Annotated in this window: 11 protein-coding genes; 10 read left to right on the plus strand and 1 reads right to left on the minus strand. The window is 58.9% G+C overall.

Annotation, left to right across the window (positions count from 1 at the left end; translation table 11 throughout):
* The first annotated feature begins 59 nt into the window (after nt 1-59).
* Nucleotides 60-677: a DedA family protein gene (locus tag ACP26L_RS09105; protein WP_426452195.1), complete on the plus strand. Its 618-nt coding sequence runs from the start codon at nt 60-62 to the stop codon at nt 675-677.
* A gap of 269 nt (nt 678-946) precedes the next feature.
* Nucleotides 947-2,077 (plus strand): acyltransferase family protein, encoded by a 1,131-nt coding sequence (locus tag ACP26L_RS09110; protein WP_426452196.1) that lies wholly within the window; start codon nt 947-949, stop codon nt 2,075-2,077.
* Nucleotides 2,078-2,517: 440 nt separating this feature from the next.
* On the opposite strand, the gene ACP26L_RS09115 is transcribed toward ACP26L_RS09110, so the two are convergent.
* A complete protein-coding gene (locus tag ACP26L_RS09115; RefSeq protein WP_426452197.1) occupies nt 2,518-2,907 on the minus strand; it encodes a hypothetical protein in 390 nt (129 codons plus the stop codon).
* A gap of 370 nt (nt 2,908-3,277) precedes the next feature.
* Here ACP26L_RS09115 and ACP26L_RS09120 point away from each other — a divergent pair, with 370 nt between their 5' ends.
* The 8 genes from ACP26L_RS09120 (at nt 3,278) to ACP26L_RS09155 (ending at nt 21,002) form a co-directional block, all read left to right on the plus strand.
* Nucleotides 3,278-4,936, plus strand: a complete 1,659-nt coding sequence (locus tag ACP26L_RS09120) for a glycosyl hydrolase family 28-related protein (RefSeq protein WP_426452198.1) — start codon at nt 3,278-3,280, stop codon at nt 4,934-4,936.
* An 848-nt stretch (nt 4,937-5,784) separates the two neighbouring features.
* Nucleotides 5,785-6,462, plus strand: coding sequence for a response regulator transcription factor (locus ACP26L_RS09125; protein ID WP_426452199.1), 678 nt, complete (start codon nt 5,785-5,787; stop codon nt 6,460-6,462).
* Entirely contained in the window at nt 6,459-7,841 is a 1,383-nt protein-coding gene (locus tag ACP26L_RS09130) for a sensor histidine kinase (protein WP_426452200.1), read from the plus strand. Before ACP26L_RS09125 ends, ACP26L_RS09130 begins: the two co-directional genes overlap by 4 nt.
* A 125-nt stretch (nt 7,842-7,966) precedes the next feature.
* Nucleotides 7,967-11,656, plus strand: a complete 3,690-nt coding sequence (locus tag ACP26L_RS09135) for an S-layer homology domain-containing protein (RefSeq protein WP_426452201.1) — start codon at nt 7,967-7,969, stop codon at nt 11,654-11,656.
* Nucleotides 11,657-11,740: 84 nt separating this feature from the next.
* Entirely contained in the window at nt 11,741-13,843 is a 2,103-nt protein-coding gene (locus ACP26L_RS09140) for a cellulase family glycosylhydrolase (RefSeq protein ID WP_426452202.1), read from the plus strand.
* A gap of 38 nt (nt 13,844-13,881) precedes the next feature.
* A complete protein-coding gene (locus ACP26L_RS09145; protein WP_426452203.1) occupies nt 13,882-16,467 on the plus strand; it encodes a putative bifunctional diguanylate cyclase/phosphodiesterase in 2,586 nt (861 codons plus the stop codon).
* Nucleotides 16,467-17,681 carry an ABC transporter substrate-binding protein gene (locus ACP26L_RS09150; RefSeq protein WP_426452204.1) on the plus strand — a complete coding sequence of 405 codons (1,215 nt, stop codon included), beginning with the start codon at nt 16,467-16,469 and terminating at the stop codon, nt 17,679-17,681. The genes ACP26L_RS09145 and ACP26L_RS09150 overlap by 1 nt, the downstream gene beginning before the upstream one ends.
* Before the next feature lie 201 nt (nt 17,682-17,882).
* Complete coding sequence (locus ACP26L_RS09155) at nt 17,883-21,002, plus strand: efflux RND transporter permease subunit (RefSeq protein ID WP_426452205.1); 3,120 nt, start codon at nt 17,883-17,885, stop codon at nt 21,000-21,002.
* Nucleotides 21,003-21,005: the final 3 nt, after the last annotated feature.

The following is a 21,005-nucleotide window of genomic DNA, read 5'->3' on the forward strand; positions in this document are numbered from 1 at the left end:
CCTTGTAGAGAGAGAGCCGCTGAGCGGCAGGGTGATCCGGATAAGGAGTGTGGTTAAGCATGACCGTCGACACGTTGGTGGCGTGGATTGAGCAGTACGGTTACGCCGCGTTATTTTTCTCCCTGTGGCTTGGGATTGTGGGAGCGCCGATCCCGGACGAGGCGATCGTCATGACGGGTGGTGCCGTGGCAGCGGGAGGACTGCTGGAGCCCGTCCCCGCCTTCCTCTTAACGTACCTGGGCGTGGTCTCGGGCCTCTCCCTGGGCTATGTGCTCGGACGCTATGCCGGAGGATGGGCATTGGATAAGCTGAAGCGCAAGCCCAAGCTGCAAAAGCATATCGTTTTCTCAGAGAGACTGGTCGAACGTTATGGCAGCCTGGCGCTGGTAATCAGCTATTTTGTGCCGGTCGTCCGTCATGTGATGCCGTACCTGCTCGGCATGAACCGGATGCCGTTCAGCCGGTATGCCGCCCTGTCTTACACCACGGGGCTGCTGTGGACCCTGTTGTTCTTCCTGGCCGGAAGATATGCGGGGGATCATGCGGGTACGGCCGCGGGTTATCTGTACGGCTATGGGATCAAGCTGTGGTGGCTGCCCTGCGTGCTGGCCGCGGGCTTCTGGGCGGCGAGAAGCATCCTGCGGCGCCGGCGGCTGCAGAGAGAAGATTCCATCTAACCATCCGGGGTTCGGAGGGGATAGAGGACTATCGCCCTACCGGCTTTGTAGGAATTAGTCGGATCTCGTGGACAAAGGGCATTTCCGGACGGGAAAAGGCTCGTTTTTTGGGGAGAATGGGTCATTTCCATCACCGTTCAAAGCTGATACTATTCTGGTAGGAAACAGGAGCGGGGAGGGAGCACGGCCGGCTTGATACAGTTTGTATCTGAATGAATGATTTCATGGCCGGCACCATCCATACCAAGAGAGAGAAGGAGACAGAGAGAATGAGTGGAAAAAAACTGTCTTACGAGATCCTGCTGCTAAGGTGCATCGGATGCCTGCTCGTCGCGGCGGTGCATGCGGTCATCATGACTTACCGGATCCACGATCCAATCCCGAATGAAATGTATCGCTTGGCGCTCAATTCCATCCGGACGATCTGTTCGGTAGGTACCCCGATTTTTATCTTCATTACGGAGTTCCTCATCGCCAAGAATTACAAGGAAGACCTTCCGAAGCAGTTCATCTCCAAACGGATCAAGGTGCTGATTCCTCCCTACATTGCGATGGGCATTATCGGTTCACTGTATAAGGTTCAGGAGAGCGGGCTGCCGTTCACGGCGTACAATCTCGGGATGCAGAGCTTGAAAAATATTTTTCTGGCGGATTACAACGGATATTTCATCGTCATTATTATCCAGTTCATCCTGATTCACTACCTGTTCCACTATCGGCTGAAAAAATGGCCGGCCAAGATCATCCTGCCCGCATCCTTCCTCGTCAACTTCGCCTACCTGGCATTCTTCAACTTCGTTCCTCCCTTCGGTTTCAGCGAATCGACCGGTAATTACATTTGGTATTACCTGAGTTGGATGCCGTTCTTCGGCTGGGCTTTTTACTTTGCCCTGGGCTACTACTGCGGGAAGCATTACGATAAATTCGTAGAGACGCTGAAGCGGAACAAATGGCTGGTGCTGGCCGCTCCGTTCGTGTTTGGAGCCGTACTCCTCGGCACGAAGATGCTGGGGATCCCGAAGGTCAACACGTCGAAGACGATCTGGTACCTGTTCTTCATGCCTTCGGTGACGTTCCTGATCTTCTATCTGTCGAACAAGCTGAAAAGCATTCCGAATTTTCTCGTATCGGTGTCCGACCATTCCTTCGGCATCTATCTGACCCATGCCGTGATCATGCGGGTGTTCGTGCTGCTCTATAAGCCGCATTTTGCTGATGCGCCGGCGATCGTGACCTTCGTGCTGATCTACGTGACCTGCGTGAGCTTGGCCATGATGCTGACGAACCTGCTCAACAAGGTGCCGTTCGGCAAATACCTGGTCGGTCCGGTACGGGATAACGCCAGGACGGTTAAAAAGCAGCAGACGCTGGACGCTCCCACGGTCATCACGGCCAAGTAGGACGCTTGAAGCATCGAGCGTGAGCTGAGGCAAGAGCGGAAGCGTGGAGCGTGAGGCTGAGGAAGCGCAGAGCGAGCTGGCGAGTGCAGAAGCGTAAAGCGTGAGTTGAGGCAAGAGCAGAAGCGTAGAGTGTGAGGCTTAGGCAAGAGCGGAAGCGTCGCACGTGAGCTGATGCAAGAGCAGAAGCGGAATAGATGCGCTTAGGCGAAGGTACATAAGCAGAGGCAAGCCTGGGACGCCGAGGCAAAGTGAGTGTGAGAATGCATTGACTCAGCCGAGGCAGAGTATGACCGAAGCAATGGTACCGCGCATTCGCCACAGTGGAGAATGTCCCCTTCAAAACCAAAAAGCTTAACCTGGCATCGTGGCTGCACGATGCTGGTTAAGCTTTTTTTTGATGTAAAGATGGTCCTCAGGCCGGTGCCCCGAGGGGCGCAGCCTCAGATATGCTCATACCGTACAGGCTCCTGGGAGCGCTGGATGATGAAGCCGAGGTGGCGCAGACGCTCCTGCATCTTGCCGACGCCGAAGTCTTCCATGAATTCGAGCAGGCACTGCTCGCCGCCGCGCAGGGTGTCCTCGTCGAACAACTCGCCGACTTCGTTGTCGCGGTTGTCGAACAAGTAAGGGGCGAAGGAATATTCGCTGGTGCCGTCCTCCTGCTTTTCGATGACCACGCGCATGGCGAGGCCAAGAGGATGGAGGATGCGGCGGTTGATTTCAAATAAGAGGCCGGTTTTCAAAAGATACTCCGCACCGTTATGGATCTTGCCGTCTTCACTGCGGCCGAGGGCTTCCATCAGGAGCTGCTGGGTAGGGGTCAGGTTCATTCTTCATTACCTCCGATTCTTGATAAGGCTGGATTTGCTTGATTGATAGGGACGACATCCGATGGGTGGTTTTACCTCTTTATCGACGGGAACCTTTTATCTATGAATACGACGCTGGATTTATTTTTATTCTTGACACCTTTTCATTCTACCAAACCTCCTCCGGGCAAAATATGATAGATTTCACACTTGGAGCGGGTAAAAAGGAAGACAGGAGGATGCTGCGAACAAGACGCTTGCGGGAGTCTTCGGCTGAGAAGGTCCGATTTCGGGCGGCTCGGACAAGAAGAGAGAAATGCTGCCGAGAGACCGGTGCTGAAGCTGGAGAATACGGAGAGCACGGAGAGCAGGAGATGATGGAGGGATGCTCATGCTGGATGTAAGAGAGCTGGGGGCGGTGGAAGGCGGGAAGGCCGATTGCACGGCCGTCTTCCAGGAAGCGGTTGACCGGGCCAAAGCCACGGGAGACAAGATTTTTGTCCCCATCGGAACGTATCGGATCGAGGGACAGCTGAGGGGACTCGATAATGTCTTCATCGAAGGCGTCGCTTCGAACAAGCAGTACTGGTCGCAGGAGGATGATTTTGCTACCGGGGCTTCGGTGCTTGTCGGGGGAGGAGCCAACGTGCTGTTCGCAGAGGATGTGCAGCGGGCCACGATCGACAACCTCTGCTTCACGAATTTCGCCAAGATTGCGGAGCGGACGAGTCCGCGGTCGATGCGTTTTCGCAACTGCTCGTTCAAGAACATGGTGGTGCTCGATGCGCCTTCGGGCGAGAAGGGGGCTTACCATAATTTTCGATTCTTTGCCTGCGACTTTACCAATTATGGGATCGATGTCACGTTCAAAGGGCGGATCATCGACTCCGTCTGGAAGGACTGCACGTTCGTGGGTGCGGCGGCTTTCGATCTGGTGCAGGCCAAAGCCAACCTGATTGCCCATAACCGGTTCGAGTGGATCGACCGGAGCTTCGCCATCGCGATGTATGCCTGCGAGTATAACCAGATTATCGAGAATTTTTTTGACCGGGTCATGGGTAATGCCGTCGTGCTGCGTCAGGCAAACAAGCATATTCACCTATCGGAGAACCTGTTCAACCGGTGCGGCAGCGGACTGACGGCCGGCGGGAAGCCTGCGGATCCCCCGCTGCCGGAGACGGGCCGTGCTTTCATCCAGCTCTACGGACAGTTCGAGAATGTGAGCATCCAGAACAATGTCTTCTGCAAGGGGAGCAGCGGCGACCGCGGCGGAGAGGAGACGCCGAAGTATGTGCTCTCGAAGGAGCCGAACATTCCGGACTGCATCTTCACATTCAAAGGCAATCTGACAGGGAGTGCCTGCACGGACCGGCTGCTGTATGTGGAAGGCGGGCAGTTCGGCAAAATGGCGGCGGATACCGATGCCGTCTTCAGCGCTTTGACCGAGGATGCGGTCGATCTGGCGCGTATCAGCCGCGGCCCGGTCACGGTGTACAACAGTCTCGCCGTGAAGGTGAAAGAGATTCCGCTGAATCTCATCGTGCACAATGCCGGCGGGCAGATTGAACTGGCGCCGGGCGGCATTCAGGCAGGGCTTGTGTATGGCGGACGGGTGAACGGCCGGCCCCGCTACTCGCGCGACGAAATACTCTTCGAGAGCGGAGCGCGCGCCCGGGCCGAGGGAAAAGCCGGGGGCAGCCGGCTCGCTTTTGAAGCACCCGTCCCCCGCAGCATGAGCGGCGCCCCGCACACGCTGAATCTGCTCTACCGCACGGGCGGGCGGCCCGACGGGAGTGTGGAGCTGTGCGGCGAGGACGGCCGTCTGCTGCTGAAGCTGCCTGCTCTGCCTCCGCTCTCGGGGCCGGAAGAGCAGGGAACTTATACGGAGACGTTCGTCGTCTCCGAGGGGTACCTCGGGCAAATGATGCATCTGCACATCTATGCTTCGCGCGATCAGCCGGACGCCGCGGGCGCGTGGGTGGAGGTGGAGGCGGTGAGCATCGGCTACGGCCGGACCGTGTCGAAGACGTTCACGGACCGGATCCGTTAGGGCCGGAGCGCTGCGCGGTGGAGGGTGCTGAGGGCATCGGCGCCAAGTGAGCGCGCGGCAGGGCGCCGGTAGAGCTGGGCCCCGCGAAGCTGCGCTGCAGCGGCGGAAAGCGCGGCGTGGGGCGCTGGAGGCTTCGGCGCCGTGCGCAGGAGCAGCGGTCAGCCGGCCGAGCCAGGCCCCGCGAAGCTGCGAGATGGCGGCGGAGTGCGCGGTGGAGGGTGCTGAGGGCATCGGCGCCAAGTGAGCGCGCGGCAGGGCGCCGGTAGAGCTGGGCCCCGCGAAGCTGCGCTGCAGCGGCGGAAAGCGCGGCGTGGGGCGCTGGAGGCTTCGGCGCCGTGCGCAAGAGCAGCGTCAGCCGGCCGAGCCAGGCCCGCGAAGCTGCGCGGCAGCGGCGGAGTGCGCAGCGTGTGGGGCGCTGAGAGCATCGGCGCCTTGCAGCATGGGACATGCATTAGAGACGGAGTATCAGCTTCCGTCCTATTGCATGTCTTTATTTTTTCGAACGCTAATCGGTGTTGTTGAGAAATAGAGGAACTCAGGTTCGCTATTTCGTCAATCATGTGGTCCTGATCCGACATAGCGGAACTCAGATTCGTTATTTGTGCGTTTCTGGGGTCAATCTCTTGGTTTGAACGGAAATAAGACATTTGATTTCCGCTATTTGTTGGGAAATACCGGGAAATAGTGCAATAAGGCATCGTAGTTCCGTTAATTTGTTTTCTAGGTTGGGGGGCCCCCGCAATCCGCAATCCGCACCCAGCCTCTGCGCTGCACTTGCCTCGCCCGAGGCCAGGGCAGTAGAATGGGGAAGAATAACGATACCACATGACTTACGGAGGCTGTGCCTTGTGATCACGATACTATTAGTAGACGACGACAATCATATCCGCGAGCTTATGAAGCTGAGCCTGCGTGAGGAGGGCTTTCGCTTGATAGAAGCGGGGGATGGGCTGGCCGCGCTCCAATGCCTGGAAGAGACGCAGGTGCACCTGGTGGTGCTCGACGTCATGATGCCCCGGATGGACGGGTTTGAGCTGTGCCGGCAGATCCGGAGGAAATACCCTGACCTGCCGGTGCTCATGGTGACGGCCAAGGGGGAGACGGGGGACAAGGTCGAAGGCTTCCAGCTCGGAGCCGACGACTATCTTGTCAAGCCGTTCGACCCCCGGGAGCTCCTCATGCGGGTGAAATCGCTTCTCAGGCGCTATAAGCTCGCCAGCTCCGACCGCATCCAGCTCGGCCGGGTGGAGCTCGACAAGAAGGGCTATGAAGTGATCCGCGACCAGGAGCATCTGACCCTTCCGCTGAAGGAGTTCGAGCTGCTGCATATGCTCGCGAGGCACCCCAACCAGATCCTCACCCGCAACCAGCTCATCGAGGGGATCTGGGGACTTGACTACGAGGGGGACGACCGTACCGTGGATGTACATATCAAGCGGCTGCGGGAGCGCTTCAAGGGGGAAGAGGAGGGGTTCGTGATCAGAACGATCCGCGGCCTCGGGTACAAGCTCGAGGTTAAGGTATGAGGAGCTCCCTGTACACCCGGATTGTTCTTGCTTACCTGGTTTCCGTCATTCTCGGCTTGTTTATTGCTTTTTACGCAACGGGGCTTCTCTTTTCGGAACGAATCTGGGCCGATATGAAGGAAGACCTGCACTTCGTTGCTCTCGATATCATCGATACGTACAAAATGACGAACGGCATGGATATTAATGAATACCTGGAAACCCGTGTGCTTACACGGCCTTTTTACGTCTCCCTGTTCGATGCCGAGGGCAGCTTCCGGGAGTTCGGCTACCGGAATGTAAAAAATAAACGGTCCGTTGCCCCCGAGGCTGTGCAGGAGGTGCTGGCCGGCGGAGTTCATTACAGTGTGCTGAAGGAGGGGGGAGATGAGGGGGCGCTGCTGGGGTACCCGATGGAGATCGACGGCCGTACGTATGCCCTCTTCGTTCAGCCTGCAGCCCCCAAGATGGCCAAGAACATCCGCAACGCGATGATTACCGCGCTCGCCATCGAGCTGGCGGCCGGTTCCGTCTTCATCCTGATCGGGGCCCGCTATCTGGTCAATCCCCTGAAGCTGATGACAAGAGCCTCCCGCAGGATTGCGAAGGGAGACTTCAACATCTCGCTCGATTGGAGGCGGCGGCGGGACGAGCTCGGCGAGCTCGCGGCGAGCTTCACGGAGATGGCCCGCGAACTGAAGCAGTTGGAGCGGATGCGGCAGGATTTCGTGTCCAACGTCTCGCATGAGATCCAGTCCCCGCTGACCTCGATCGCCGGGTTCTCCAAGGTGCTGCAGCAGCGCCAGATGGCAGAGGAGGAACGCGGCGAGTATCTGCGGATCATCGAAACGGAAGCGCAGCGGCTCTCCCGGTTGAGTGAGAATCTGCTCAAGCTGGCGTCCCTGGAATCCGAACACCATCCGTTCCACCCCCAAACCTATGATCTCGATGAGCAGCTGCGAAGCGTGATCCTGACGATGGAGCCGATCTGGTCGGCGAAGGATCTCGAGCTTGACCTCGAGCTGCCGCCCGTCAAAGCGCATGGGGATGCGGATCAGCTCAGCCAGGTATGGATGAACTTGATCGGCAACGCACTGAAGTTCACACCGGAGGGGGGCACGGTAAGGGTCGGGCTGAAGTCGGGTGTGGACAAGGTGCAGGTGAAGGTCAGGGATACGGGGATCGGCATCTCCGAAGAAGACCAGGCACATATTTTCGAGCGCTTCTACAAGGCGGACCGTTCCCGGACAAGTACGAACGGGGGCAGCGGGCTCGGCCTGTCCATCGTTAAGAAGATCATTGAGCTGCACGGGGGGACGATAGAGGTAGCGAGTCAACCGGGAGAAGGGACGGAATTCACGGTGACGCTGCCTCATGTCCTGCACAGGCGGCGGGATTAGATCACAGGTGTTAGAAATATCACACTCTCCTGGAAGGTCCTTTGCTATAATGGCAAAGGGCTTTTTTGTCGATATAACTAGAAACTTGTCAATAGTGAATATCTTAAAGTTAAGGGTGATTCCCAATGAATACCAAGATGTCATCAGAGGTTAAACGGTTTACATATCTCATCAAGCTCTTTTTGTCCGCTGCCATCGTGATGACAGGGGCTGTTCCGATGTCCGCGGCCGCATCGGCTCTGCCTGACTTGGTGTTCTTTAATGAGAATCCCAATACGAGTCATTGGAGCGGGGGAGTGCAGCAGGAGAACGGAGCGCTGCCTTTCGACGCGGCTGTGCCTTTCAACGGCCATCCCACCCACCGGGTTACGAACGAATCCGCAGACTGGTGGGGGATCGGCATGACGCTGCAGTGGACTTCCCGGGACATCAGCGGTTATATTCCGCATGGCGCCCTGGAGTTCGAGCTGAAGGGCAGCAGGGGCGGCGAGCAGCTCAAATTCTCTCTGTCGGACGGCGGCTCTCCGGCTGTCGAGACGGGGGCCGTACCGGCGGCGGCAGCTGCTGCATGGAGCCATGTGACGATCCCTTTGGCCCGTTTTCCACAGATCGCCGGCTTCCCGGCTGCAGCCTGGAACACGCTGTTGATCACGAATGTCAACGGGGAGTCCAATACGTTGTGGCTCAGTGATATGAAATTCACCCACCGGTATATCACCGGGTACGAGCCTGTCAGCCTGACGGCACCTTTGGGGTTTGCGCCTGAGATGCCTTCGGTCGTAAGAGCGGTGTACAGCGACAGCACGACTGCGGATATACCCGTTATCTGGAATGAGGTTCCGGACGGCCGGGCGGCGGGAAGCTTTACGGTGCAGGGGACCACAGCGGGTGCTTCCGTGCAGCCTACGGCAGTAGTAACCGTTGAAGATGCCGTGACATCAGCCCCGATGTCCCTTCCTGCAGAGGAGGAACATTGGGTATTCGAAGGGGTGCGGACCGACCAGTCGTTCAGTTCGGGCGGTAACCTGATGCTGGAGAAGGACACGGCCGAGGGGACTTACCTGCCGATCGACAGCACGGCGGAAGGCACTTACGTCGGTCAGGCTTCATACAAACTCGCCGCCACGAAGCTCCCCGACCCGGTGTGGGGATATTGGAACGGTGTGCTTGCGGCGGATGGCTGGATGAGCTACTCCTTGGAGGCGTTCCGGGAAGGTTCCCTTCAGTTCTATGTCAAAGGAGCGGCAGGCGGGGAAGACTTCTCCATCGGGATCATGGATACGAAAGACGTGAAATCGGTCGTCTCTCTCAGTGGACTGGGGAAGAGCGTGACGACCGGCTGGTCCCTGATCCGCATCCCCGTCAGCCGTTTCACGGAGCAGACTCCGGAGCTGAATCTAGCAGCCATCGACAAGGTCGTGCTGGAGAACGCGCCGGCGCAAGGGGCGATGAACGTATGGCTGAACCGCATCAAGTTCACACCGCAGGCTCCGGCGCAGCGGATTGTCAGCGCAGACTCTGTGAAGGCGGTGACGGAGGTCGGCCATGCCCCCGAGCTGCCGCCCACAGCGGCGGTCACTTACGACAACGGAACGAAGGGCATGGCTGCCGTCAGCTGGGAGACCGGCGAAGGCTATCTGACCCGGGGCCGCTATACAGTCCAGGGGACCATCGCGCAGGCCTCCGGTCCTGTACCGGTAACAGCCGAGGTAACCGTGGTCCGCGCGCTTGCGGACGACCGGCATGTGATTTTTTTGGATGAGAAAAAGGCCCAATGGGCCAGCTCCGAGGGACATCTATCCCTGGTTAAGGAGCAGACGGTGAATCCTGACGGATCAGCAGCCGCTTCACTGCCTGTCGATCCGCAGGTGACCTTCGGCGGACTGCCGGCCTATCGGCTGGAGGTGAACCGCATCGACGGTCCGGAATGGGGATACTGGGGGGCAGGTCTCACTATGGATAACTGGACTCCGGTGGACCTGGAAGCCTTGTACGAACACGGCAGCCTGGATTTTATGATCAAGGGCCTTGCCGGAGGCGAGTCGTTCTCGGTCGCTCTCTCGGATCAGAACGGATCGGTGGGGACCGTGGAGCTGTCTAGTATGACCACGGTAACCAAGGAATGGAGGCAGGTCTCGATTCCGCTGAAGCGTCTGGTCCCGGCATCCGAAGTATACCGGCTGAAGGAAAGCCTAGCGGTTACCTTGACGTCCGACACCGGCAAAGGAGCGGCCCCGCTCACCGTATGGCTCAGCGATATCCGCTTCACGTCCGAAGCGAGCCGGGAAGTGGTCCGTTTCGGCACAAAGTTGAGCGTTCCGGCATCGAAGCTCCCGGCTCTGCCGGATCTCCCGCTCACAGCCCAAGCCTTATACAATGACGGCACCACAGAGCAGGTTCCCGTCACTTGGGGCGAGGTGACCTTCTCGGAGGAGGGTATTCCGAATCCGGTGCAGGGTATCGCACAAGGGATTGACCTGCCGGCCACCCTGCAGTTCATTGTCGAAGGCAGCCGCAACACCGGCTCTTCCGGTTCGGGCTCCGGAGCCTCCATTTCGGAGGAGCCGGAGGCTCCGGTTGCCGCACCGGTCATCCCGGCGGCCTCGTCCTTGTATCCGAACGGCGCTGCAGGCACCTATACGCTGCCTGCCCTCACGCCGTCGGTGGAGGCCGGCGACAGCCCGCTGGCTGTCATCCAAGTCATGCCTGCCGCTCTGCAGGAAGGCAGCAAAGCCGCAGCACCCGCACCGGGTCAGCGCGCCGTCCTGCAGATCAAGGTGCCGTATATGGCCGGTGTTCACGGTTATGCGGTCGACCTGCCGGCCGAGGCGGTGGCCGGAGCCTATCCGGATACGGATCTCTCCGTTGCCACCGCGCTCGGCAGGGTTGTCCTGCCGGGGAATATGCTTGACGCAGAGCGGCTGGATGGCGCAGGCACAGTTCGCCTCGTGCTCCGCAGGTCGGATACCACTGGCATAGATGATACGGTCCAGGCGCAGATCGGCGGGAGGACTGTCCTTGACATCCACTTGGAGGCGGACGGCGCCGTTCTTCCTTGGGAGAGCAGGGAGACAAGGGTGCTGATATCTCCCGAGTATGCGCTGAGCGAAGAGGAGCTCGAGCATCCGGAGCGGTTGGTGATCCTCTATCTGGGTGAGGACGGAGAGGCGGTTCCCGTGCCGAGCGGACATTACGACCGCACCGGGGGGCGCTTGGTCTTCGCTGCCGGCCGCTTCGGCCGGTATGCGGTGGCTTGGGGCGGACGCTCCTTCGGCGACCTCGCCGGCTGGGGCTGGGCGCAGGACGCCGTGGAGCTGCTCGCTTCGCGCGGCATCATCCAGGGCACCGGCCCCTCGGAGTTCGCTCCCGGCAGGCAGGTGACCCGGGCGGAATTCGTATCGCTGCTGGTCCGTACGCTGGATCTCACCGGAGCGGCCGCCGGGGCGGACTTCCGCGATGTCGATCCGGCCAGCCCGCACTACCCGGCGATCGCGGCGGCTTCCGGGCTGGGTATCGCGGGAGGCATCGGCGGCGGCCTGTTTCAGCCTGACGCGCCGGTCTCCCGCCAGGACGTCATCGTCCTGACGGAGCGGGCGCTGCGGCGTACCGGCAGACTTTCCGCCGAAGCGGCGGAGAGCGGTCTGCCTCCCGGCGCTTACCGCGACGGGAACGAGCTTGCGGAATATGCGGCTTCGGCCGCCACGGTGCTGCACGGCGCCGGTCTGATCGAAGGAGCGGGCGGCCTGCTGCGGCCGGCAGCGAACATGAGCCGGGCCGAAGCGGCCGTACTGCTGAACCGGATCTATGCCTACTGACCGCTGATCATCAGCGGGGAACCCGGACGCAGTGGACCCGGGCGTATCATTACCCATCAACCAAGGAAAGAAAGGATGGCTGCCATGCCGCGTACACCTTTTGCCATACTAGCCGCCCTTCTCTCCGGGCTTCTATTGTATTCCTCCGCCGGTACGGCAGGGTATGCGGAGGAAGCGGGGGCCGGCTCCTCCCGAATCGATTCCTTCCAGTCCATTACGGCGGTCCAGGCGGCCAAGGCGATGTCGCCCGGCTGGAATCTCGGGAATACGCTGGATGCCCACCCGGAAGAAGGATCGTGGGGGAATCCCCCGGCGGAGGAATATATCTTTGACGATATCCGGGATGCCGGCTTCCGCAGCGTCCGGATTCCCATCACCTGGGACAGCAAGATCGGGCCGGCGCCGGAGTATATCATCGATCCTGCCCGGCTGGACCGGGTGGAGCAGGTGGTGGACTGGGCTCTGGAACGGGGGCTGTACACAATCATCGACGTGCACCATGACAACGGCAACTGGGTGACGAAGATGGCGGTTGATCCCGTGACCGGCCTGTATGCAGACGATTATAACCGTAATATGGACAAGCTGGAGAAGGTGTGGGCTCAGATTGCGGCACGGTTCAAGGACAAGAGCGAGAAGCTGCTTTTCGAGGTGCTTAATGAGCCGAACAGCGGGGAATGGGAAGTCAAGGAAGAGGCTCCTGCAGATCCGGACAATCCTGCTGCCAGGCATCACCTGACGCCTGAAGAACTCAATGCGATGAACCTTCGGATGCTGAAGGCCATTCGGACCTCCGGAGGCAGTAATGCCAGCCGGATTGTCGTCATCGGTGCCGAGGGGGATAACAGCGAGAAGGCGGTGGCCCATCTGGAAGTACCCAGCGACCCGTATTTGATGGTTACTTTCCATTACTATACCCCATATCCATTCATCAGCAATTCCTGGGGAGATACATCATGGGGCACGCCGGAGGACAAGGCGGAGCTGAACCGCTATTTCAAGCCGGTCTACGACACCTTCGTGCGCGAAGGCATTCCCGTACTGCTTGGGGAGTTTGGCACGTTTGTCGATCCGGAGCCGTATGCCAAGAGCTATTTTTTCAATGCCATCGTCCGAACAGCCTACAAGTACGGATTCGTCCCGATATACTGGGATAACGGCCATGACAATTATGACCGCAAAGCACGGGTCTGGCGCGACGAAACGGCGAAGAACGTCATGGTCCGGGCGGGCTATGGCGAGATCAACTCGTTCATCGGGATGAGGGATGCCTACTTCGAGCAGGGGGAGGAGCCGGGCGACCTGGCTCTGCCTCTCGAGCTGGGGGGCAATGAACTTACCGGCATTTACCACGGCTATTACCGGCTGATCGAAGGTGAGGACTACACCTTGAATGAGGCGCAGACCGAGCTGACGCTCTATGGCGGATTCATCGCGAAGCTGCTGCCGGCAGGTGGCAAGGCAGGCGCCCGGGAGACGCTGCGCTTCCGCTTCTCCGAAGGGGCGGACCAGCCGCTGAACCTGATCCGCTGCGCCCAGCCGTTGCTCGGGGAATCGGCTATCACCATTCCGGCCGGAGCGGTCAAAGAGAATCTGTCGATCCCCCTGAACTACAACGGAACACAGCTGGCGACCGCCCGGATGGTCGATGCGGCCACGGGCAGGCCGGTCAAGGATGAATGGGCCCAAGGCTATATCAACCGCGGAGATTTTCTGATGGACGGGGAGCATGTCATACTCGGCAGGGATATTCTGAATCAGCTTGCGGCGGGCAGTGAGACGAAGGTAATCCTGGAGTTTTGGCCCAAGGGGGTTACCGCCGAGCTCACCGTGTCTGCGAAGGCCGTCAAGCCGGAGCCGGGCTATCAGCACACAATCAAAGTGCTGCCGAGAAGTACGCCGAAAGTGGACCGGCCGCTGACGATCGAAGGAACGATCGTTTCACTGAACGGGGCTTCCGTATACAAGGGTGTCATTGACGTCGAAATTCATGACGCCGAAGGGAATAAAGTCGAGCAGCGCATATATAACGAGAAGACCTTGAAGCCGGGCGAACCCTTGACGGTAAACTTTACATGGAAGCCGTCAAAGAGGGGAACCTATATTGTGAAATTCTCTTATTTTACTACCCGTTGGCAGGAAAATCTGTTCTGGGACGATGCGGCGAGAGTGATTGAGGTTCAGTAGCATCGGGCCTGACAAAGCTCAGGAAAGGAGGGATCCTCATGGCTGTACCCGGAGTGGCCGGCAGGAAGGTTTCGGTTCTTATGTATATGGCGCTTACGTTTCTTGCATTTATGTGTTACTTCCTGCCGGTCAAGCTGGTGCTTGGCATGGAGATGGTGTTTGCCTCCTTCTTCTTCCTGATCACCCTGCGAAGATTCGGAGCACCGCTCACGCTTCTCCAGGTGATAGCGGTACACGCGGCAGCAGCCGTGTTTCTTCATGAAACGCTGCTCTCGGTCCTCGTGAATACCCTGGAGATCGGTGCGGCGGCCATCCTGCTGCGGGGGCGCATCCGCAGCTTTCTTGTGGCATCAGCGCTGTTCTGGGGCCTGATCGGTGTCCCGATGCTCTTGCTGGTCTATTACACGCATTTTGGAGGGCTCGGCGCGGAGATCGGGCTGTACACCGTCACCCTGATCGTCAGCCGTTTGTTCAATGCGCTGGCAGCGGATCTTACCTGGTATTATATGCCACAGCTGCGGAGAAAGACGAAGGGGGGAGGCGTCGCGAGCATTCAGCTCTCCCGGGTTCTGATGCACCTTACCCTGTTCAGCGTGATCGGCTCCTCGTTCCTCTTCATGGTGAACGCGGGGAAGAACGCGCAGTATAATCTGCAGGCCGAGCTTCAGGAGGAAGCCTCGGAGATGGCTTCGTCCCTTCGCAAGTCTTATGCCTCCTGGGGCCCGGAGCAGCTTCGCGCCCTGAAGCTGCATTCGCTGATTCAGGCCGGCTATTTCCGCGAGCTTGCCGTCACGACTTCACTGCTCATCTCTGACGCAGGCGTCCTGATCGGTCCCCGCGGAGAAACGGTCGTCACTTACGGGCAAGGTGCCGCAGGGGCGGATGCCGAGTGGCTGGACCGCTCCGAGTGGCGTCCGCTGACCGCCACCTTGTACGAATGGAGTACGGCTGCCCGGCCGTTCGATATTCCAGGTAACCAATGGCAGCGTATGGCCGTGGTGGCAGAGGTGCCGCTCGCCCCCTTCAAGCTGTATATGAGGATGTCGCCGGTACAGCATAAGGAGGAGATACTCAATTATTATTTGAGCCAATCGGTCAGCGTCCTCTTCACCACCCTGGTGATCGGCATATTCGCCCTGTTCATTCAACGCTTCGTGCTCGGGCCGACGATCCGGCTGGCCCAGCTGACGCGGGATGTGCCGGGCAGGCTGAAGGAGAACCGAGAGATCGCCTGGATGCCCTCGTCGCGGGTCAGTGAGATTCAGACCCTGCTCGGGAACTTCCAAGAGCTGACCGAGCAGCTGAGCGTCATGCTGCGCGAAACCAAGGAGCAGGCGTACTATGATGCGCTCACCGGTCTTCCGAACCGGAGGCACTTCTCGGAGCATCTGGAGTCGCTCCTGGGGCAGGGGGGGCAGGCGGTCGGCACAACCGCCGTCTTGTTCATTGACCTGGACCGGTTCAAGCAGATCAACGATACGCTGGGCCATGCGGTAGGCGACGGGCTGCTTCAGGAAGTAGCCGCCCGGTTAACCGAGATGGTAGGCTCCCGTGCTTTTATTGCCCGTCTGGGGGGCGATGAATTCGTCCTCGTTGTACAGGATACGGCCAGCGAGGAAGTCTGCGGGATGTCCAAAATAGTGCTCCGCGGACTGGCCGAAGCCTTCCATGTAGGCGAGCATGAGCTGTTCGTCGCCGGAAGCATCGGAGCTGCCCTGTCTCCGCAGGACGGCTCCGATCCCGAGACGGTGGTTAAAAATGCCGATGCCGCCATGTATTTGGCGAAGGAAGAGGGAGGCAACGCCTACCGCTTCTTCTCGGGGCAGATCGCAGGGTCGATCTCGGAGAACATGCGCATAGAATACGATCTCCGGCGGGCCATCGAACGCGGAGAACTGCATCTGCATTATCAGCCGATCGTGGATGCGTCGAACGGAAGGGTGACCGGGGCGGAGGCGCTGCTGCGGTGGAATCATCCGGAGCTGGGCGCGGTCGCCCCTCTGCAGTTCATCGGGATTGCGGAGAAGAGCGGGCTGATCGGTCCGCTTGGAGAGTGGGTGCTGCGCGAGGCCTGTGAGCAGGGAGTGAGCTGGATCCGCCAGGGACTGCCTCCGATTGACATTGGCGTGAACCTGTCCCCGACCCAGCTCACGCACAACAATGTTGTTGATTACATCGGGAAGGTGCTGGAGGAGACCGGCCTTCCTCCCGAGTGTCTGAATCTGGAGATCACCGAAGAGGTCTTCGCCAAAAAGACGGACCGGGTCATCCGGGACCTGACGGTCCTGAGGGAGAAGGGGATCCGGGTCTGGGTGGACGATTTCGGCACAGGGTATTCCTCCCTTGCCATGCTGAGCAAGCTCCCCGTGAACGGGTTCAAGATCGACCGCTCGTTCATTCGCGATATGGAACATGACCTGTCCATCGTGAAGACGATTATCTCTCTGGCAAGGGACAAGGAATGGATCGTCGTTGCCGAGGGCATCGAGGATGAAGCGCAGAAGGGTGCCCTCCTTGAGCTGGAATGCCGCCTGCAGCAGGGCTTCCATTACAGCAGACCGATGCCGCCGGAGGAGTTCGCGAAGCTGCTCGCGGACCACCAGAAGAAAGAGGAGGATGCGTGATGCGCCGAAGCCTATTGTCCGCTCTATTGGCCGCCGTCCTGGTGTTCACAGGCTGTCACCCCCAGCCGGGCGGTACTCCTTCGGAAGAGGAGGGGCTGCTCGGCGGGGGTCCCGAGCCTCCCCAGGAGAACCGGAAGGTCCGGATTATGGCCCCGTATGAAGAGCAGAAGGGGATTACGGACCCCTTCCGGGCGCTTCATCCCGGAACGGAAATCGAATGGATCACAGCACGCAGCGATGCGTTCTTGGACCTGCTGGCTTCCGATGCCCCGCCTGACGTGATTATCGCGGATAACTCCATGCTCGGCGAATTGAACGTGATGGATGTGTTCGAGGATTTGAGCAGGCCACCCTATGAAGCCGAGAAGAACCATACGGGCTTCCCCGGTCTTTCGCTGGATTCCTTTCGTTCGCTGGACGGCAGCCGGCTCATCGCCGTGCCGAAGGATTATCCGCTGGCCTTTACCTTCTACAGGGAAGATATTCTGGCCCAGTTCGGATATCCGACCGAGCCGGAGGCACTCGCTGCTTATCTCGAGGATCCGCAGCGATGGGTCGATATGGCCGCAGGTCTGCGCGCTGCCGGGCACTGGATCTTCAACAACCCGGCAGACCCGGTCTATGTGGCCGCAACGGGGCTGGGTTTCTTCGGCAAAGACCGCCAGTATCTGCGCAGCGGTCCCCTGATGGTCAAGGCGGCCGAGTTGTCCCGTTTCATCGCGTCAAGCGGGCTGGCACGGAGGCTCAATATCTGGGATGAGAACGGCCGGGAGAAGATCCGCAAGGGAGAGCTCGTCATGCTGTACATGGGCGAGTGGGCGGGGAACCTTCTGAAGGAGTGGGATCCGGAGCATGCGGCGAACTGGAAAATGACGCGTCTGCCCATGGGCGTCTTTGGCTCCCAGGGAGGCTCTTCCTTCCTGATCTCCAAATACAGCCGCAGCAAGCAGGCCGCCTGGGACTATATCCTGTACTCAATGCATCAGGAGGCCCCCTATCTCGAAAGTCTCGCCGGCCGCCGGTACTACGACAAGGTGCCGCCGGTGTGGATCACTCCTCTGGATAACAGGGCTCAGCAAGCCTGGGACAAGGTGCTTCAGGATGAGCTTGGGGCGGGCAGGCCGGCGGCAGATATTCTATCGGCTCAGGAGATCAAAGTGACGTCTTCGCTGAGCAAGGACCTGCAGATCATGTATGAGATGCTGGAAGAGTGAGCGGGGGAGTGCCGGGCCGACAACAAAAGCCTTCGGATCCATCGGGATGCGGAAGGCTTTTTTCCTAGACGAAAGGGGGGACACGGTGTTCTATTTGGCCTCAAAACGGCCATAAATTGCCCTCCGGCTGTTCATGCTCCGTTCATATTCATGCTGTAATTTTATGTTTATCTTAGAGAAACCTGAACAGGAGGGGCCATTTTGAACAGTTTGACCCGGTTTTCCATGAAGAATATCGCGGCCTTGATCATCATCATCGCGATGCTGTTCGGCGGCGGGTTTTACGCCGCATTCAAGCTGAAGATCGAGAATTTTCCGGACATCTCGTTTCCGTACGTGATGGTTACCACTACATATCAGGCTGCGCCTGAAGATGTAATGGAGGAAATCACAAAGCCCATTGAGGACAAAGTGGGCAATATGGAAGACCTCAATAACATGACATCTACATCCAGTGACAGCATGTCCTCCGTCATCCTCGAGTTCAAGCAGGGGGTGGATGTCGATAAGAAAAAGCAGGACGTGGACAGCCTGCTGCAGGAGCTGAACCTTCCGAGCTCTGCCGGCAATCCGAAGGTATCCACCTTCGGCTTCTCATCGCAGCCGGCTTATTATATGGCTCTCTACGCCAAAGACGGAATGAGCCAGTCGGAGCTCGACAGACTCTATGAGGACCAGATTGAGCCGGCCCTCGAAGGGGTTTCGGGGATCGATCACGTCGACTCGGTGGGCACACGCGAAACCAAGATGGACATCGAACTCGACGCCGACGCGCTCTCGTCCTACGGTTTGACGCCGTCCGGCGTAACGGAAGCGATCCAGAGTGCCCTGAATAACGGGCCGATCGGTACGGTAGAGATCGGCGGCAACGACAAGATGGCCCGGATCACGGCTGATGTTACCAGCGTGTATGATCTGCAGCAGCTTGAGATCACTACCAGTACGGGAGCCCCATTGCTGCTTGGGCAGATTGCCAAGGTGCAGGCGGTGATGGAATCCGAGTTCGTCGCAAGGCTGGACGGCCATCCGGCGCTCGGCATTCAATTGTACAAAACAAGCAGTGCGAATGCGGTGGACTTCTCGGCCGATGTAGAGAAATTCATCGAGCAGTGGAAGACGACCATGCCCGGTGTGGAATTCAAGCTCGTGTATGACAGCGCCGATGAGGTGGAGAAGTCGATCCATGGACTTGTGAAAGAGGGGATTATCGGTGCGCTGCTGGCGGCCGTGATGATACTCCTGTTCCTCCGGAACGTGCGCATGACCCTGATCGTGCTCGTATCGATTCCGCTGTCGATTCTCGTTACCCTGCTCATTATGATGCAGCTGGATATTACGCTGAACACGATGACCCTCGGCGGGATTTTCATTGCCGTAGGGCGGGTCGTTGACGATAGTATTGTAGTTATCGAAAATATTTATACGGAACTGCAGAAAGTGAACGAACGCGGAGAATCCGTCATTCTCAAGGCCACCTCGCAGGTGGCGATGGCGATCACCTCCTCCACGATTGCCACGTGCGGTGTATTCGCACCGATCGGCCTCGTCAGCGGGATCGTGGGCGAGATTTTCCGTCCCTTCGCGATTACGTTGGTTGTTGCCCTGCTGACATCTCTGATTGTGGCCGTGACGGTCATTCCGATGCTCGCCAAGCTTCTGGTGCTGCGCGACTCCAAAGCGGGTGCGGGACACAGCCATGACGAAGTGCCGAAAGGCCGGATCATGAATGCCTATGAGCGTATGCTGCACTGGAGCCTGAACAACCGGATCAAGACGCTTCTGGCCTCCCTGCTGCTCCTCGTGGTGTCCATTGCAGCCATCGTGCCGAATCTGGCGGTATCGTTTGTCCCGTCCGGAACGACGGCCCATACGATGTATTACCAGTTGAAGCTGCCTTATGATACTTCGATGAATTCGATGGACGCCAAAGCCAAGGAACTGGAAACCATGATGCAGGAGGCGAAGGACAGCCAGGGCGGACCGCTGTTCACCTATGTCGAGTCTCTTGTAGGCTATGGTGGAGACGACGAACAGGTGCCTTATAAGACGGAGATCTACGTGGAAGTTTCCGCGAATGCGGATCCGGATCAAGTCAAAGAGGAGTACAAAGAACTGATTCTGAACGAGCTTCCTCCAGGTTCGGAAGTGGAGCCCCGTACATTGGGAGGGGGAGGCGGCATCTCCACGACGGATTTCTCGTACTCGCTCAAGGGGGACAATCAAGACCAGCTCGAGCAGGCCTTGGCAGTCATCCATGAGAAGCTCGCAACCTTCCCGGAGCTCTCGGAGATCGAAGACAGCATCAGCGACTCCAAGACACAGGTGGAGATCACGGTTGACCAGCGGAAAGCCAGAGCCCTCGGCCTGAGCGCGGCGGCTGTCCGTGAGAGTGCGCGCACCTGGATTTCCGAGCAGAATCTCGGTGACATCAAGCTCGACAACATTACCTATACGACCACCGTTTCCCTGGGGGGAGATGACAAGAATTCGCTGGAGAAGCTCGGTATGATGCCCCTGAAGGGCTCCAGCGGCTCGACGGTTTATCTGAACGAGATTGCCAAAATCCGTGAAGTGGAGGCTCCGATGAGCATCCAGCGGGAAGCCGAGGAACAGCTCGTGAGCATCACGGCGAAGATTAACTCGACCGACAAAAGCGGCGTAGCCGCCCGCATCTCCGGCGAGCTGAACCAATTGGAGCTTCCGGACGGGGTTTCGCGTGAAGTAAAAGGGGTATCGGAAGATATTAACGAAAGCTTCTCCCAGCTCTTCATGGCCATGGGCGTCGCGGTATTCATGGTGTATCTGATCATGGTACTGGCGTTCGGGAATGCCAGCGCCCCGTTCGCGATTCTCTTCTCCCTGCCGCTTGCGGCGATCGGCGGTCTGCTCGGTCTGTTCCTCAGCGGGGAATCGCTCAACGTCACATCGCTGATCGGCTTCATGATGCTGATCGGGATTGTCGTGACGAACGCGATCGTATTGGTAGACCGTGCGCAGCAGATGCGGCGCGAAGGGTATACGGTCCGGCATGCACTGCTGGATGCGGGCATGGTCCGCCTGCGGCCGATCATCATGACGGCCGGCGCGACGATCGTAGCGCTGCTTCCTCTGGCGCTCGGCTTCTCCGACAGCGGCGGTATGATTTCCAAAGGCCTCGCCGTTGTAGTTATCGGCGGACTGACGACATCCACGCTGCTCACGCTGTTTATTGTGCCGGTCGTCTATGAGCTGATCGAATCCGCGAAGGCCCGGCTGGCAGGCCGGTTCTCGCGAAACAAGGGCGCCGGTCCGGATATTACCCAGACTTCGGCAGGAATGTGAGGA

This window comes from Paenibacillus sp. S-38, assembly GCF_049942825.1.
Lineage (GTDB): Bacteria > Bacillota > Bacilli > Paenibacillales > NBRC-103111 > Paenibacillus_G.